The sequence below is a fragment of the Flavobacterium sp. genome (genome assembly GCF_040402955.1).
Classification (GTDB): domain Bacteria; phylum Bacteroidota; class Bacteroidia; order Flavobacteriales; family Flavobacteriaceae; genus Flavobacterium.
This window is the reverse complement of sequence record NZ_JBBALQ010000009.1, coordinates 42,456-58,873: the sequence shown is the minus strand read 5'-3', so window position 1 is coordinate 58,873 and position 16,418 is coordinate 42,456. Positions and strand designations below refer to the sequence as shown.

Here is a 16,418-nt window from a genome sequence, read left to right as displayed (position 1 = left end):
ATACTAATTTTGTGTGATATTCATCTTCAATAAGCCCATTTAACAAATTCAATTTACCAAAAAACAAAGCTTCCAAATTTTCAACATCAAAACTTTCTTTTCTAATTAACGAAAAAGGAATAGATTGAGCCAATTGCAAAAAGCAATCGCCATTTGTATTCAGACCAAAGTTTTTGGCTAACATTTCAAAAAAAACGGCTTCCCAATTAGAATTTGTTTCTACTAATCGCTTATCTATAATTTCAGATTTTCTTTCTAATCTATTTATAAACAAACTTTCTAACCAATTTTCCCAAACAAACGTATCAATTTCTGCGATTTGATTTTCGCAATTTATCCAAGATTTAGAAGTTATTAGCGATTTATACTTGTTTATTTCAGAAAGTGGGACGTACTTTTTTAATTCTAAAGTTGGGATTTCAGAATTGTCTTTTCTAAAAATGGGCGTATCATTTTCCCAGACTACGTGAAGAATTACGTTGTCATAATTAGCGTCCTTTTCGTGATTGTGCAAATACCAATCGGAAGATTTAATATGAATCTCAATATTTCCAGCCCATTTTTGCTGATTAATTGAAATTTGAGCATTAAAAATATCGGGACCAGCATTTTGTAAATACTGTCCAAAATGATTGATTTCTAACTTTTCGTTAAGATGTGTTTTGAGTTGGGTAAATGGTAGTTTCTTATTTACCCATAAATAATGGAGAAATTCTTCTTGCATGGCGTGTACTTTTTAATTTGGCTTATATATAAAACAAATATAATAACAACGGATAACATATTGCTATCCGTTTTTAAAAATATTTATTTAGATTTTCTATTTAATAGAACTAATTATATCGTGTTTGGTAATTATATGATATTTTCCGCTTCCTAAATCTACTAAAACCGCTTGATTGTCTTTATTAATTAATTTAGAAACTTCATCAATAGAAGCTGAAGCCAAAACAATTGGAAAGGGCTTTCCCATAACCTCTTTAATAGGCATATCTGCAATGTCTTTATTTTCAAAATAACTTCTAAATAAATCAGATTCATCTAAACTTCCTACAAAACCAGTAGTATCAATTACTGGAATTTGAGAAATTTTGTATTTTTTCAATCTTTCAATAGCATGAGAAACCAATTCTTCTGTTCTTACGATAATTAGAGGTTTATCTTTATGATCTTTGATTAAATCCTCGGCCTTGGTTATGTCTTCTTCTAAAAATCCACGTTCCCGCATCCATTCGTCATTATACATTTTACCAACATATCGACTTCCAGAATCGTGAAACAAAACAACCACAACGTCATCTGGTTTAAAATGTTCTTTCAATTGTAAAACACCTTTAACAGCTGCACCAGCTGAATTTCCACAAAACATCCCTTCTTCTAAAGCTAGTTTTCGAGTATAAACTGCAGCGTCTTTGTCAGTAACTTTTGTAAATCCGTCTATCAAAGAAAAATCTACATTTAATGGTAAAATATCTTCACCAATTCCTTCTGTTATGTACGAATATATTTCATTTTCATCAAAAATACCTGTTTCGTGGTATTTTTTAAATACGGATCCATATGTATCAATTCCCCAAATTTTTATATTCGGATTTTGTTCTTTCAAATATTTAGCCACACCAGAAATCGTTCCGCCAGTTCCTACTCCAACCACAAAATGTGTAATCTTGCCTTCTGTTTGTTTCCAAATTTCTGGCCCTGTTTGCTCATAATGTGCCGTTGCATTACTCGGGTTGTCATATTGATTTACATACCAAGAATTTGGAATTTCATCACCTAATCTTTTAGAAACAGAATAATATGAACGTGGGTCTGTTGGTTCCACATCGGTTGGGCAAATAATTACTTTTGCGCCTACAGCACGTAAAATATCTGACTTCTCTTTTGACTGCTTGTCCGAGATTACAAAAATACATTTGTACCCTTTAACAATGGCTGCTAAAGCCAATCCCATTCCTGTATTTCCTGAAGTACCTTCAATAATTGTTCCTCCTGGTTTTAATCGGCCATCTGCTTCGGCATCTTCCACCATTTTTACGGCCATTCGGTCTTTTACGGAATTTCCTGGGTTGAATGTTTCTAATTTCCCAAGAACCAAACAAGGTAATTCAGCTGTAATTTTATTTAATTTTACAATTGGCGTATTACCAATAGTTTCTAATATATTTTTAGCGTATTTCATATCATTTTTTTGTGATGACAAAGTTACATGTTCTTGCATGATTTACAAAAAATAACTTCAATTGGTCGATTCTATTCTATTTAAAGAAATTCCATTCTAAACCAAAACGGATATGAAAATCACGAAATGGCGAATTTGGCGTGTTAAAATAATCTACTTTATTAGTAAACAAAGCATTAAAATGTTCTGCTTTAAGGTAAATTCTACATTGTTGCACACGAGCGTTTACAAAGAAATCTAAAACAGGAAAACCTCCGACTTTTGTCTGGTCTTGAACATAAAATTCACCTAAAACACCAATGTAATCATTAGCATAATGTTTCGTAAAATAATTTAGCGTAACACCTGTTTGCAACAACATGGCTTTCTTAAAAACGGGTTTGGTATAATACAAAGTGTTTCGTAAAACAATATTTGGTAAATTTAAAATTTTGGCATCTTGCTGTACTTCTTGAAATTTCACTCTATTATCTAGCGCCCAATTTCTAAATTTAATTTCCTTAGCTACTTCAGCGCTTAAATACTGAATAGATTTACTGTATTGAAATGGTTTTACAACCAAACTATCTATTCGTTGTGTGGAATTATAAAAATACAAATGATCATTTAAATTTGATATTTGAACAGTTGCATCTACCCATTTGTTTTTAGTTTCCACTTTAATAGAACTTATTTTTTCGTTTTTAAAAGACGTGTCCCAATTATAATTATTGTAATCACTTTTATGAAATACAAAAATATTATCTGGAGCTTTACTGACTTGTTGTGCTGCTATTTTTACAAAAGTATCGTTTGAAAATGTATATTTAGCAAAAGCTTCAAAATTTGATGCTGGCTGATTGGAAATGGCGTTTTGTACTAAAATATTAAAATTCCATTTGTTTCTATCAAACTCGTATTGCCCGCCTACTGAAGTTACGCGATTGTGCAAATTATATTTGTCATTTGCATTGTACGATATATTTTCTGGAATAACATAAAACTGGTTGTAGGAATAATTATCTAAGAAAAAGTTAATTTCCCCTAGCGTTTTAGTTTTAAAACTAACACCAACTTTATTGTAAAACACATCAAAACGGGTTTTATTATTTATAGACGATGAAATTGCAGTACCTAGCCGATCACTTTTTGTGGCTTGAATATATTCGTAAAATTTATTTTCATAATACGTTTGATGTTTTAAAACCAATGAATTACCAGTAGAAAATTGATACGATTGATCTATAAAGTAGCGGTTCCCTTTTAATTTAGAAGAAGCATCAGTAAAATAAATATCTACACGTTCTCTTTGACTAAAAGAGGGATTGGTTCCATCTAATTGCTCCAACGTTTTTACGCCACCATTTTCTTGATTAAAGATATCTTGACCAATAAAATTGGCTTTCAAAAAATATTTTTTATTTAAGGAATGATAATTCGTTATAAACCTAATATGACCAGAACTAGTTAGATTATTAAAGTAATCCCCTACGGAACGTATAGATTTATAAGCAATGGTAAAATTTAAATTTGGTTTGGTATTTACAGATAATAAGGCATCTAAACTTTGCCCTTGACGCATAACTGTTTTGAAATAGATATCCGTTAATGGAGTTGGCACCGAATAATAATAAATATCATTGTTGTTTAAATAAGAAACGTGTTTCGCGTTAAAACCAAATTGAGGCAAAGAACCAGAATTTTTTTTTGAAAAATCTAATTGATTATATAAATACCCTTCATTTGAAAAGGAGAATAAACCAAAATTATCTTTTCTTAAGTAATTGTATTTGTATTCATCTTGTATAGTCAAAGACGTATCAATATAAACGGTATCTTTTTGAGTATTGAAAGTTTTATATAGTTTAATATCTGCTATTAAGTCTACAACTTTAGTAGTATCTCTTTCTTGTGCATAGGAAGAAAAGGATAAATTAAAAAACAATATAATAAGTAGGCTTCTCATTTTTACAATTTAAAGGGCAAATGTACTGAGAATTTGTTGTAAAAAAAAACCCCGATACAATCGGGGTTTAGTTTATTTTAATACAATTAATATTAATTAATAGTAAAAGGATGCGAAATAGTTGAGCCAAAAACTGAACCAGTTACAAGTGTTGTACCATCAGTTAACTTTAAATTATAAGTTCCTGGTGCAATACCATCTCCATAACTATCATTCATAATAAAAGTATAGTTACCTGGAGTTAAACAAAATTGAGTTGTAAATGAACCTAATCCATCAGCATAAGGTGATGAACTTGCAACAGTTACATTCGAAGCGTTTTTCAACAACCAAGAAATTTCTGAAGCGTAAGGGTCAAAAGCAATATTTAAATTAACTTTAGTATTAGCACAACCTCTTTGAATGCTAACCACATGGTTAGTTCTGTTAGGTAAAGCATAAAAATTAGGACCAAAAACTAAAACTAATTGTTTAGCAGAACCATCAGTTGGTAATGCAGCATACAAACCAGAGTTAATTTTAAGTTTAGCAGTTGTCTGTCCTGCAGGAATTACCGCAGTTGACATATCAATTGAATACATAATTGCCGTAGCAGTAGTAAATGGACTAACAACAACTGGTACTACTCTGTCTACGTTAGAAACAGTAGTAGAACTAACTAAAACTTCTGTAAAAGCTGATGCAGCTGCAGTAAACTCAAATGTTGAAGCGGACTTGTTAAAAAGTAACGCGTCTTGAGGACCTGAAAATGATTTGTAATTATCATCTTCAGAACTACAACTAACTAGTAACGAAGATATAATTAAACCAAAAAAGATTGAAAATCTAAAATTTTTCATAATTTGATAAATTTAATAATTTATATTAATAACCTGGGTTTTGTTGAATATTAACGTTACCAGCAACTTCTAATTGTGGGATAGGCAAAGTGAATCTATAATCAGAAAGTGATAAAGTTAAAGGCTGATCTAAAATATCATCATCCGTATTATCTCTAGTAATTCCTTGGTTTCCAGCTAACGCCGCAAGTCTTTTGATATCTAAATATCTATGACCTTCATAAGCCAATTCTTTTCTTCTTTCTAATAAAATATCAGCCCATGCCGCTTGAGCAGTAGCATATACTGGTAATGCAGGAGCAGGAGCAGCAAAAGTTCTAGCTGTTCTTATAGAACGAACAAGCGTAGCAGCTGCAACTAAATTTGGTGTAGCAGATCCTACTTCACATTCAGCAAGGATTAAAACCATCTCAGAATTTCTAAAGATTTTTAAATCATTTCTTAATTGTTGACTTGGTTTACCAGGATATTTATTGATTGGTAAAATATCATTAGAAACGTAATTAATATCAGAAGCATAATTAGGATTAATTAAAGCAGTAGCATCAATCCAAGTTGCTGTTCTTACATCATTTGGAAATTGATTGTATAAATTAAATAAATTTCTACCCATGTCTAAAAAGGCACCACCAGTTGCACTAGTAACATTAAAATACCAAGTACTTCCAATATTAGACCAAGTACCACCTGAAGGTCTAGACGCAGCAAAAATACATTCACCTTGAGACGTATCTGCCCACATTCCATTGTATGTAGTTGGAGTAGAAAGTGCGCCAGTTGCTAAAGTAGCGTATTGCTTAGCTTTCACATAATCTTTTCTGTATATATACATTCTAGCTCTAGCCGCAGCAATAAATTTTTGAGTTACAAATTTATATGATGTTGCAGTAACTGCTAAATTAGCTTCAGCAAACAAAAAATCACTTTCAATTAAATCATAAATTAATTGATTTGAAACTCTAGGTCTGTCTTTAAAAAGGTCATATCTATCTGGAGTAGTAGATAAAATAACACCTAACGCATTAGGATTAGCAGGGTCTACAGAGAAAAACGAAACCAATTGTATGTACGAATAGGCTCTTAAAGCTCTAGCTTCAGCTAATACAGCATTTTTTGCAGCAATATCAGTAGGAGTAGTTGTTACAACAAGATTTGCAAACTCTAATAATCTGTTTACTCTATTAATTACATTGTAATGAGTACTCCAAAGCGCAGCTGGCTCATCCGAATTCGCATTCAATTGATATCTATGTAATTCTTTATCTTGACCACCATTAGAGGGTCCAATACCTACCTCATCAGTAAATACAGTTGTAAAACCGATTTCTTCAGTATTGTTAACTCTTGAGTAAATATCACCATTTAAGTAGTTTCTTAAATCTGTAACTGTCTTAAATGCATCTTCTCTGTAAATTTCACCAGGTTGTACAATGTCTAACGCATCACTACAAGATGAAACCAATAATAAACTTCCAATTGCAAGGAAAATATTTTTAATTTTTTTCATAATTATAAGTATTAATATTATTTAATTAAAATCCAATTGAAGTACCAAAGGTAATCGTTTTAGGATTTGGGAAATTAGTTACTGATAATGCAGAAACCGCTTCCGGATCAAAACCTCTCCATTTCGTCCAAGTTAATAAGTTCTCAGCTAAAATGAAAAACTTCACATTTGTAAATGGAGATTTTTTCAATAATTTAGAAGGAATGTTATAACCTAAATTAATGTTTTTAAGTCTAATAAATGATGAATCATATAAGAATCTGTCAGATCCTAAGAAAACATTATTATTAAAAGCGTTTAGAGACGGAACAGTTGAAGTCGTGTTAGTTGGTGTCCATTGATCTAATAAATCAGCAGTCACGTTCTCACCACCAATAAATGCAGGGTTTGAAGCCCAAGCAAATTGGTTATCAATTCTCCAAACATCATACATATAAGTAAATAAGGTATTTAAGTAGAAACCTTTGTAGTCAAAATTAAACCCGAAACCTCCTTGGTATTTAGGTAAGTTACTTTTTCCAGTAGCTCTTCTGTCTTTGGCTTCATCTGGCGTTTCAGTTAACTTATTATCTTTATCTAAGTATAATAAGTTACCATTTGCTTGGTTCACCCCAACATAAGGAATTAAATTCCACTCGTTAAGAATGTTACCCACTTGACGCAAGTTAGAAACACCACTTTGATTAGTAGTTGCTAAAGCAGTAATTTTGTTTTCGTTGTAAGAAGAATTAGCAAATACAGAAAACTTCATTTTATCATTTTTGATAACATTGTATTTTAATACCAATTCTATACCATTATTTGTTAATTCACCATTATTTCCAGCAACTGAGTAACCTGTACCAATAACAGCAGAATTAGGTAAAGAATTAAATAAATTAGAAGTAGTTTTGTTATACACGTCAACATTCCCTTCAAGTTTATCATTAAACACAGCGAAGTCAATACCAAAATTGGCTTGTGTAATTTTTTCCCATTGAACCGTTACGTTGTCAAAATTACCATATAATAAACTACCAGGTAAATTGTTATAACCAGTACCTACAGCAATAGTTTCTCTAATTACGTTACTAGAAGTTAACAATGATGGGAAACCATAATTTGCAGCAGAGATATTTTGGTTACCATTAGTACCATAAGATGCTCTAAGTTTTAACATAGAAAATTTAGAATTTTGCATAAACTCTTCTTGGTCAATATTCCATCTTGCAGACGCAGACCAGAAAGTACCCCATCTGTTATTTTCAGAGAATCTGTACGTTCCATCACGTCTAACTACAGCACTAAAACCGTATTTTTTATCGTAATCATAGTCTAAAGTACCAAAAGCAGATAACGTTCCACCTGTTAATTTAGCACCATTAACACTTGCAATATAAAAGTTTGGTGTTGCAGGGTTAAATGCTACGTAACCAGTACCTGCACCAGGAACATACGTTAATGGATTTAAACCATTTTGTCTACTTCCGTGTCCTGTATAGTGTGCTTTTGTGTATTCAAAAAAGGCAGACATAGATAAATCATGTTTGTCTTTAAATACTTTACGGTAATTTAAACTAGAAATATTTGTAACTGTTAAATCATTAAAAGTTGATTGGTCTTCAAACCCACCAAACTGTGAACCAGCATTTTGAGCAACAACAAGTGCTAAATAAGACTGAGGCGATCTACCAAATAATCTTCCGTATTGCTTGTAATCAAGACCTGTTCTGTTTCTAACTGTTAAAGTTGGTGTCAACTTATAAGAAGCACCTACATTTAAGATAGCTGTTTTATCTGAATAATAACTTGGTAAAGAATCTTCTTTTAAAATATCCTGTAACACATAAGTATCATTAGCCCCGCTAAAGTTTGTTCCAATAGCATCTAATAATTGCTGACCCGTTGTATAAGGTGAAGGCGCAATATATGGAAGACCCATTAAACCACCATGTAATGGATTTTGAATGGTGTTGTTATTTACACCACCGTTAGTTTCTTGGTCTAATTGTCTTCTTTTAGAATACCCCAACGCAATTTGCGAATCAAAATTAAATTTATCGTTATTGCTTTTTCCTGATAAATTATTTCTGAACGTAAATCTACTAAAATCTGTAGTAGGTACTAAACCACCTTGATCAAAATAACCAAGAGAGGTAAATGATTTAAGGTTTTTAGAACCCACACTAATACCTAAATTGTGCTGTTTAACAACATCTGTATTGTAAAATAAATCTAGCCAATCAGTATCAACATTCCAAGCAGCAATTTGACTGTCTGTTAAAGTAGAACCTAAACCAGTATTTTTTAACTTTTCAATAGCTAAAGCTTGTTTTCCATTAGCCATGTTGTATTTGTTTTTAGGCAACGTACTAAATCCAGTTGTAGTATCATAGCTAAACGTTAATGCTTGACCAAATTTACCACTAAAAGTTTTAATTAAAATAACTCCATTGGCACCTTTATTTCCATAAATAGATGTTCCTGCAGCATCTCTTAATACTGTAACACTTTCAATTTCATTCTGGTTAAGGTTTCTAAATTGATTAGAAGTAGAAGGAATACCGTCAATTACGATTAATGGATCTGTATTACCATTAATAGAAGAAGCACCTCTAATAAATCCATCAAATTTAGCAGAACCTGGTGATCCTGAAGATGAAATAATTGTTAAACCTGGAGCAGTACCTTGTAATGAAGCCAATACAGACGCATTTGGTCTGTTTTCTAAAGTTTCACCGCCTACCGTAGTAGAGGCAGTATTAGAATTTGCTTTAGTTCTAGTTCTATCGTAACCAATAGAAACATTAACTATTTCAATTACTTCGCTAGTACTTGCTAAAGTTATGTCAATTACATTTCCAGCACCAACTGTAACCGTTTTTGTTTCTTTATTTAAAAAAGAAACTTCTAAAACGTCACCTTGTGCTGCTTTAATTGAGAATTTACCATTCTCATCCGTTTGAGTACCTTGTTTTGTACCCGAAATACTTACAGTAGCACCTGGCAATTTAGCGCCATCACTTGTTACTGTACCTGTAACAGTTTTCTGTTGTGCGAAAGAAAACTGCATTGTAAACGCTACTAAAAGCGTAAAAATCCATTTGAACTTCGATCTCATATTAATTTTATTTGAGTTAGTTATTCCGCAAACTTCTTAATAATTTCTTAAATAAACAAACAATACTTTAAAAAATTGTTATTTTTTTTGTGTTAAAATTTTTTAGCCATTAAAAAACTATGTAGAACCTACAGTATAAAAGAGCTGAATAAATGTTAAATGTTATTTTAAATTTGACTAATTTTGTAAAAAAAATTATATGTTAAATAAATGTTATAGTACTTTTACTATTGAGTGCGGCACGGATGAAGCAGGCAGAGGATGTTTGGCTGGTCCTGTAACCGCAGCTGCAATTATTTTACAATCACCTAATATTAAACTTACAAAAGGACAAAAAAAACTAGAACACCTTTTGTTTCAAACTATAAATGATTCCAAACAACTTTCTGAAAAAAAACGTTTTGAATTAAGACCTATTATTGAAAATTTATTTGATTTTTCTGTTACACATATATATAATGAAGAAATTGATGAAATAAATATTCTAAACGCATCAATGAAAGCCATGCAAGAAAACATTTTGAAGTTGAAAACCATACCTGAATACATTATTGTAGATGGCAACCGCCCATTAAATGGAAAATTGGGTATGAAACAAACTAAAGGAAAAATTTTTAATGCTAAAGAAATTGAAATTTTGTCCTCAATTCCAAACACTTCTATAATCAAAGGTGACGCTACATTTTTAAGTATAGCCGCAGCTTCTATTTTAGCAAAAACATATAGAGATGATTTTATGGATACCATTCATGAAGAGTTTCCTATGTATAATTGGAAAAAGAATAAAGGTTACCCTACAAAAGAACATCGAGATGCTATTAGAAAATATGGCATTACAAAATATCACAGAAAAACATATAGATTACTTCCCGAACTATTACTTTTAGAATTGTAAGTTCTAAATAAAAGAACTTTCAAATAAAACTGAAAAATGCTTTAGAATTTTTTCTTTAACTTCTTCCTCATTCACTTCCCTACCCAACTCAACGTGCATAGATGTTACTGCCTTACCACGAATACCACAAGGAATAATATTATCAAAATAGCCTAAATCGGCATTTACATTTAAAGCAAAGCCATGCATGGTTACCCAACGAGAAGCACGAACACCCAATGCACAAATTTTTCGAGCAAATGGTGTTCCAACATCAAGCCAGACACCAGTTTCGCCAGGGCTACGTTCTGTTTTTAATCCGTATTCTGCTAAAGTTAAAATAATGGCTTCTTCAAGAAATCGAAGGTATTTATGAATATCGGTAAAAAAGTTCTCTAAATCTAAAATTGGATAACCTACAATTTGTCCTGGACCGTGATAGGTAATGTCTCCTCCTCTATTTATTTTGTAAAAAGTAGCTCCTTTTTCAGTTAATTGTTTTTCGGAAAGTAATAAATTTGAAAAATCGCCGCTTTTACCTAAAGTGTACACATGAGGATGTGTTACGTAAAGAAAAAAATTAGGCGTAGGAATTGGAGAAGTTGCATTTCTATTTAGAATTTTTAAATCTACAATTTTTTTAAATAATTCTTCTTGATACTCCCAAGTTTCTTTGTAGTCTTTATTACCTAAATCAAGAAGTTGAATTTGTTTCATATATGTAAAATATATTTTTTAGCGACCATATATGGTATCGCCATAATGTTTATTGGTGTTTTCTTGCGCAAACTTTTTTTAATGGCGATTTCATACACGAAAATAGATTTATTTGTCAAAGATACAATTTTAAATCATTCTGCTAAAAATTCTGACTTTGAAACTATATTTCTATTGCTTATCTTTGCCTTCTTAAATAATATATATTATGCAACTTTCCGAACAAGAAATCATTAGAAGAGAGAAATTACAAGCCCTTAGAAACTTAGGCATTAATCCTTATCCTGCAGATTTATACCCTGTAAAGGACACTTCAAAAGCTATAAAGGATAATTTTGAAGAAGGAAAAAAGGTAGTAATTGCTGGGCGTTTAATGAGTGTGAGAGATCAAGGAAAAGCAGCTTTTGCTGAAATTCAAGATAGTGAAGGCAGAATGCAAGTATATTTTAACAGAGATTTTATTTGCCAAGGTGAAGACAAAACCTTGTACAACCAAGTTTTTAAAAAACTAACCGATTTAGGAGATTTTTTGGGAATTGAAGGCGAATTATTTACCACACAAGTTGGCGCAAAATGCGTACGAGTAGATCATTTTACTTTTTTAAGTAAAACCCTTCGTCCGTTGCCATTTCCAAAAACTGATGAAGATGGAAATGTTCATGATGCCTTTATCGATGCCGAATTGCGTTACCGTATGCGTTACGTAGATTTAGTGGTGAATCCGCAAGTAAAAGAAGTTTTTGTAAAACGAACAAAATTATTTACTGCGATGCGAACTTTCTTTAACGAAAGTGGCTATATGGAAGTGGAAACACCAATTTTACAATCCATTCCTGGAGGTGCTGCTGCGCGTCCGTTTATGACACATCACAACAGTTTAGATATTCCATTATACATGCGAATTGCTAACGAACTATATTTAAAAAGATTAATTGTTGGCGGTTTTGATGGTGTGTACGAATTTTCTAAAAATTTCCGTAACGAAGGGATGGACCGAACACACAATCCAGAATTTACGGCAATGGAAATATATGTAGCGTACAAAGATTACAATTGGATGATGGAATTTACCGAAAACCTTTTGGAATATTGTGCTACAAAAGTTAACGATACGACTGAAGCTACTTTTAGCGAACATAAAATTAATTTCAAAGCACCTTATGCTAGAGTCACCATGACACAATCTATCATTGATTTTACAGGTTTTGATATTTCTGGAAAAACGGAAGCTGAATTATTTGAAGCAGCAAAAGGCATGGGAATTGATGTAGATGAAACCATGGGTAAAGGAAAACTAATTGATGAAATTTTTGGTGCAAAATGCGAAGGAAAATACATTCAACCGACTTTCATTACGGATTATCCGAAAGAAATGTCGCCATTATGTAAACAACATCGAGACAATCCTGATTTAACAGAGCGTTTTGAATTAATGGTTTGTGGAAAAGAAATTGCCAATGCCTATTCGGAATTAAACGATCCAATTGACCAAAGAGAGCGTTTTGAAGCACAAATGGCTTTAGCAGAAAAAGGCGATGATGAAGCCAACGGAATTATTGATGAAGACTTTTTACGTGCTTTAGAATACGGAATGCCTCCAACTTCTGGGTTAGGAATTGGAATGGACCGATTAATTATGTTTTTAACAAATAACGCCTCTATTCAAGAAGTGTTATTTTTCCCACAAATGCGTCCAGAGAAAAAGGTGACTTATGAATTAACAGAAGACGAAAAATTCATAGTTAGTTTATTAGAAAAAGAAAACAATCAACCAATTGGTGTTTTAAAAGACAAATCGGCTTTAAGCGGAAAAAAATGGGATGCTGCGATGAAAGGTTTAGCCAAACACGGCCTAACTAAAGTAGTGGTTGACGGAGAAAATAAAATAGTGGTTTTAGGGTAAGGTTACACAAAGTTACGCAAAGAAAAAACAGAGCACCACAAAATTTTAAATACAAAAAACCTCGAAAATTTATAGTTTCGAGGTTTTTTATATCCTGGAATTTAAATATTGGAATTTCTATTTAAAATCTCAAACCAAACATAAAACCTTGTCCGAAATTGTTTCCTTGAAAACTACTAACATAATCAATACGGAAAATTTTAAACTTTCCAAAACCAATACGGTCGAAACCAACTGTTATTTCTTGGTACGGTCTCTTATTTGGAACAGCTAATTGATGAAATCCTCCAACTAAATTCCAACCTAATTTATTTAATAATGGAATTTTATTCATAAAGTAACCATTATCGTTATAATTTGCGTGCAATTCAAAATACTTGTTATTAGTAGATTGCGAATAATAAGGCATTAAATTAAAGCTTGAATTGTATTGTCCATCAATGCGAACATGTGTTTGATTTCCGTTAAAATGTTTGTAATCTACAAATGAAATATTGTCGGCACCAAAAAACGTTCCTGCTTTAATATTCAATTCCAAATCACCTTTGTTGGCTAATGTTTTGCTGTATTTTAAACGTGCTTCTAAAAAGTCATATTCATACGCTTTTGAAGTAGCTAAAAATGCTTTTGTATAAGTAAACCCAAGTGTTGGATATTTCCCTTCATTCATATTCATTTTTCCATCGGGTCTGGTAATGTACTTTTGACCAAAAACAATTCGAGAACTCAAACTAAACTTAGTGATATGGTGTTCATTAAACGCTGGAAGCACATCAGAATTTGGATTTTGTGGATTATTTGAACTATACAAATCATCTGATTTTACCCAAGAATAATCTGTAGTATTAAATACTGGTTTTCTGTTTTCGTAGGCAATATTTGCATTTAAAAATAAACCATTTACTACTTCCCTACCTGCTCCTATTTCAATAAATTCTTTTTCGTATAATTTCATAAAATTATTCCTGAAAATTAAAGAACTTATTGAGTTTTCAATTCCAGAAATAGGTTCTGAACTATTAAATTGATTAACTTTATTTCCACCTGTAAGACGAAAATAAGCATCGTTTGTATTATTGAATTTATGATAAAAAGAAGCCGTTGGTCTAATGCGTTTATCTGAAAATCCGTATTGAAAATCTGTATTAATTACAGTTCGCTTTTGTTTTTCTTCATTATAACTTAAATAGGAAAAACCTGAGCCAATATGATAACCCTGTACGGTATTAAAATTGAAAGAAGACAAATTAAATAGCCCTTGATAATTGAATCTTTTGTTTTTGAAACTATTTTTAAACGAATATCCTGTTATCAACTTAATTGCCTTAAATTTATTAGAAACCGCATCAACAGAATCCATATACACTTGAGAATTTCGGATTTTATAAACACTATCTTTTTTTACATAATTGGTAGTTTCCTCTTCCGTTAAAGGCACTGGACGATTTTCTAACCAATACGAATCTTCCTTTTTATTTGATTTTTCGGCAAACGTAACTACTTCACTTCCAAAGGTTTTCTTTTCAAAATTAGAAACAAAATTATAATTACTAAACACATGCGTAAATTTTCCATTGAATTTCATCATAAATACACCTGCCTTAAAATCAAATGATTGCAAACTTTTAACCCACATTTTTGTGTCTGGATTAAAACTAAAATTTTGCACCACTTTAAACGATTCTAAAATCTCTTGCTGTGATCTGTAGCCTTTAATATCTAAATCGACTGCGTATATAGCAAAAGTGTCGTCAACTAAGTAAATATAACCTTCAAAAACGGGTTCTTTATCGCGTTTTGGCGTTACTTTAATTTTGTAAATATAATTATTATAACTATCTGTAAATGAATCTTCTATTTTGTATTTATAATACGTAAAAGCATTGGAAGCAATAGGAGAAATCATTGGAATATTGAACCCAACAGTATTTTGATACAAATCATAATTGGTATTTAAAGCAGTATTGAAGCTAAATCCGTTATCGTTTCCAGCCACTTTACTTGCAATGATTTCTTCTTTTAAATTATTTGGTTTTTCAAACTTAATTTTAGAAACGGTTTCCGATTGATAAATAATTCCAGCACCTGTAGAATCTACATTTCCATTTATATCGCCAATTTCAATTCCCATAAATTTCTTAGGAATATCTTTTACTCTAAAAATCCCTCTTGAGTAAAAATCGGCTTCATATTTATCGGTTTTTTCTGTATTTTTTTTACGATTGGTTATTGCGTTTCTGATGATTCCATTTGCAGGATTTTCGCCACTTTTTACAACTACTTCCTCAATAGAATATTGTTCGTCTGAAAGCGTTGCATTAATTACAACAGGAAATGTATTAATTTCTTGTTTAATTGTTTTTGTTTTGTATCCTAAAATCTTAAAAACCAATGTGTAATTACCTGGTTTTTTAATGTTTAGCTCGTACTCTCCATTTTCATTTGTGGAAGTTCCGATGTAGGTTTTTTCGATAGTTACACTTGCATAAGGCAAAGTATTTCCTTTTGAATCAGTAACTTTTCCTTTTATTTGTGCAATTGAAAAACAGGAAAAAAGTACTAGTAAAATTGAGGCTTTGGGCTTCATAAATTATTTTATTTGTTCTACAGAGCCAGAAGTGCTCTCGGTTATTTTTACTTTATCTAATTTTCCATAATATTTTATGGAAGCACTTGTAGAGGCAGTAGCATCTAGTTCTTTTAATGCAAGCACCTGCACATCTGAAGAGGTACTTGCAGAAACTTGTGCCATATTTGAAACTAACTCTTTTGCATCGCAATCTGCTGAACTTGATGCATCAATAGCCAAATTATCTGTTTTTCCCCTTAAGGCAACACTAGAACTACTACTTAAACTAACGGCAATATCATCTGTAGCCATATTTAAAGCCACATTTGAACTTGAAGAAGCATCAATAAAAATTGAATTACAAGTTACCGTTCCTGAAAAATCAGCACTTGAAGAAGTATTAATTTTTAATAAACTTACATTTAAATTATTTTTAATAGAAAACGTAGCCGATGAACTTACCGTAACGCTTCCAATACCTGGATTTGAAACAGTTACAAGCAATTTGCTGGTGTCCATTTTTTTATAGTAATTGGTGTTTTCAATAAAAATTTTTAAAATATTATTTTTAGTTTCCACTTTTAAAAATTTCATTAAATCTTTTTCCCAAGTCACCTCAATATTTTGAATAGGTCCTTGAGTATAGACTACATTTACACTAGAAGATGCTTTAATAGCTGTAAAATTTCCAACGCCTCTAGTTTCTTTAACTTGACCATATGACGTTGAAAGCATTGCGAAAAATGTAAGAAGAAATACTGTAATTTTTTTCATTTTTTAAT

Annotated in this window: 11 protein-coding genes; 2 read left to right on the top strand and 9 right to left on the bottom strand. The window is 31.4% G+C overall.

The window, feature by feature from the left end:
* From ABWP78_RS06115 to ABWP78_RS06090, 6 genes are all read right to left on the bottom strand, one after another.
* Positions 1-724: DUF2851 family protein (locus ABWP78_RS06115; protein ID WP_353169893.1), on the bottom strand; the 724-nt coding region annotated here is incomplete at its 3' end.
* A 96-nt stretch (positions 725-820) separates the two neighbouring features.
* Positions 821-2,182: a pyridoxal-phosphate dependent enzyme gene (locus ABWP78_RS06110; protein ID WP_353169894.1), complete on the bottom strand. Its 1,362-nt coding sequence runs from the start codon at positions 2,180-2,182 to the stop codon at positions 821-823.
* A 76-nt stretch (positions 2,183-2,258) separates the two neighbouring features.
* Complete coding sequence (locus ABWP78_RS06105) at positions 2,259-4,127, bottom strand: putative porin (RefSeq protein ID WP_353169892.1); 1,869 nt, start codon at positions 4,125-4,127, stop codon at positions 2,259-2,261.
* 92 nt (positions 4,128-4,219) lie between these two features.
* Positions 4,220-4,966, bottom strand: coding sequence for a hypothetical protein (locus ABWP78_RS06100; RefSeq protein ID WP_353169891.1), 747 nt, complete (start codon positions 4,964-4,966; stop codon positions 4,220-4,222).
* A gap of 25 nt (positions 4,967-4,991) precedes the next feature.
* Positions 4,992-6,473, bottom strand: coding sequence for a RagB/SusD family nutrient uptake outer membrane protein (locus ABWP78_RS06095; RefSeq protein WP_353169890.1), 1,482 nt, complete (start codon positions 6,471-6,473; stop codon positions 4,992-4,994).
* Between the two features lie 25 nt (positions 6,474-6,498).
* Positions 6,499-9,573, bottom strand: coding sequence for a SusC/RagA family TonB-linked outer membrane protein (locus ABWP78_RS06090; RefSeq protein WP_353169889.1), 3,075 nt, complete (start codon positions 9,571-9,573; stop codon positions 6,499-6,501).
* 199 nt (positions 9,574-9,772) lie between these two features.
* On the opposite strand from ABWP78_RS06090, the gene rnhB reads away from it, so the two are divergent.
* Complete coding sequence (rnhB, locus tag ABWP78_RS06085) at positions 9,773-10,468, top strand: ribonuclease HII (protein WP_353169888.1); 696 nt, start codon at positions 9,773-9,775, stop codon at positions 10,466-10,468.
* 3 nt (positions 10,469-10,471) lie between these two features.
* Here rnhB and lipB read toward each other — a convergent pair whose 3' ends face one another.
* Positions 10,472-11,164 carry a lipoyl(octanoyl) transferase LipB gene (gene lipB, locus ABWP78_RS06080; RefSeq protein WP_353169887.1) on the bottom strand — a complete coding sequence of 231 codons (693 nt, stop codon included), beginning with the start codon at positions 11,162-11,164 and terminating at the stop codon, positions 10,472-10,474.
* Positions 11,165-11,372: 208 nt separating this feature from the next.
* On the opposite strand from lipB, the gene lysS reads away from it, so the two are divergent.
* Positions 11,373-13,067, top strand: coding sequence for a lysine--tRNA ligase (lysS, locus tag ABWP78_RS06075; RefSeq protein ID WP_353169886.1), 1,695 nt, complete (start codon positions 11,373-11,375; stop codon positions 13,065-13,067).
* Positions 13,068-13,188: 121 nt separating this feature from the next.
* Here the strand turns inward: lysS and ABWP78_RS06070 are convergent, their stop codons facing one another.
* Both ABWP78_RS06070 and ABWP78_RS06065 read right to left on the bottom strand, forming a co-directional pair.
* On the bottom strand, positions 13,189-15,654 hold the full coding sequence (locus ABWP78_RS06070; protein WP_353169885.1) for a DUF5686 and carboxypeptidase regulatory-like domain-containing protein: 2,466 nt from the start codon (positions 15,652-15,654) through the stop codon (positions 13,189-13,191).
* Positions 15,655-15,657: 3 nt separating this feature from the next.
* The gene (locus tag ABWP78_RS06065) at positions 15,658-16,410 is read right to left on the bottom strand and encodes a head GIN domain-containing protein (protein ID WP_353169884.1); all 753 of its coding nucleotides are present in this window, start codon (positions 16,408-16,410) and stop codon (positions 15,658-15,660) included.
* Positions 16,411-16,418 lie beyond the last annotated feature (8 nt).

Coding starts and splice junctions, on each gene's coding strand:
- ABWP78_RS06110 (WP_353169894.1), bottom strand. CDS start 2,182: ATGAAATACGCTAAAAATATATTAGAAACTATTGGTAATACGCCAATT.
- ABWP78_RS06105 (WP_353169892.1), bottom strand. CDS start 4,127: ATGAGAAGCCTACTTATTATATTGTTTTTTAATTTATCCTTTTCTTCC.
- ABWP78_RS06100 (WP_353169891.1), bottom strand. CDS start 4,966: ATGAAAAATTTTAGATTTTCAATCTTTTTTGGTTTAATTATATCTTCG.
- ABWP78_RS06095 (WP_353169890.1), bottom strand. CDS start 6,473: ATGAAAAAAATTAAAAATATTTTCCTTGCAATTGGAAGTTTATTATTG.
- ABWP78_RS06090 (WP_353169889.1), bottom strand. CDS start 9,573: ATGAGATCGAAGTTCAAATGGATTTTTACGCTTTTAGTAGCGTTTACA.
- rnhB (WP_353169888.1), top strand. CDS start 9,773: ATGTTAAATAAATGTTATAGTACTTTTACTATTGAGTGCGGCACGGAT.
- lipB (WP_353169887.1), bottom strand. CDS start 11,164: ATGAAACAAATTCAACTTCTTGATTTAGGTAATAAAGACTACAAAGAA.
- lysS (WP_353169886.1), top strand. CDS start 11,373: ATGCAACTTTCCGAACAAGAAATCATTAGAAGAGAGAAATTACAAGCC.
- ABWP78_RS06070 (WP_353169885.1), bottom strand. CDS start 15,654: ATGAAGCCCAAAGCCTCAATTTTACTAGTACTTTTTTCCTGTTTTTCA.
- ABWP78_RS06065 (WP_353169884.1), bottom strand. CDS start 16,410: ATGAAAAAAATTACAGTATTTCTTCTTACATTTTTCGCAATGCTTTCA.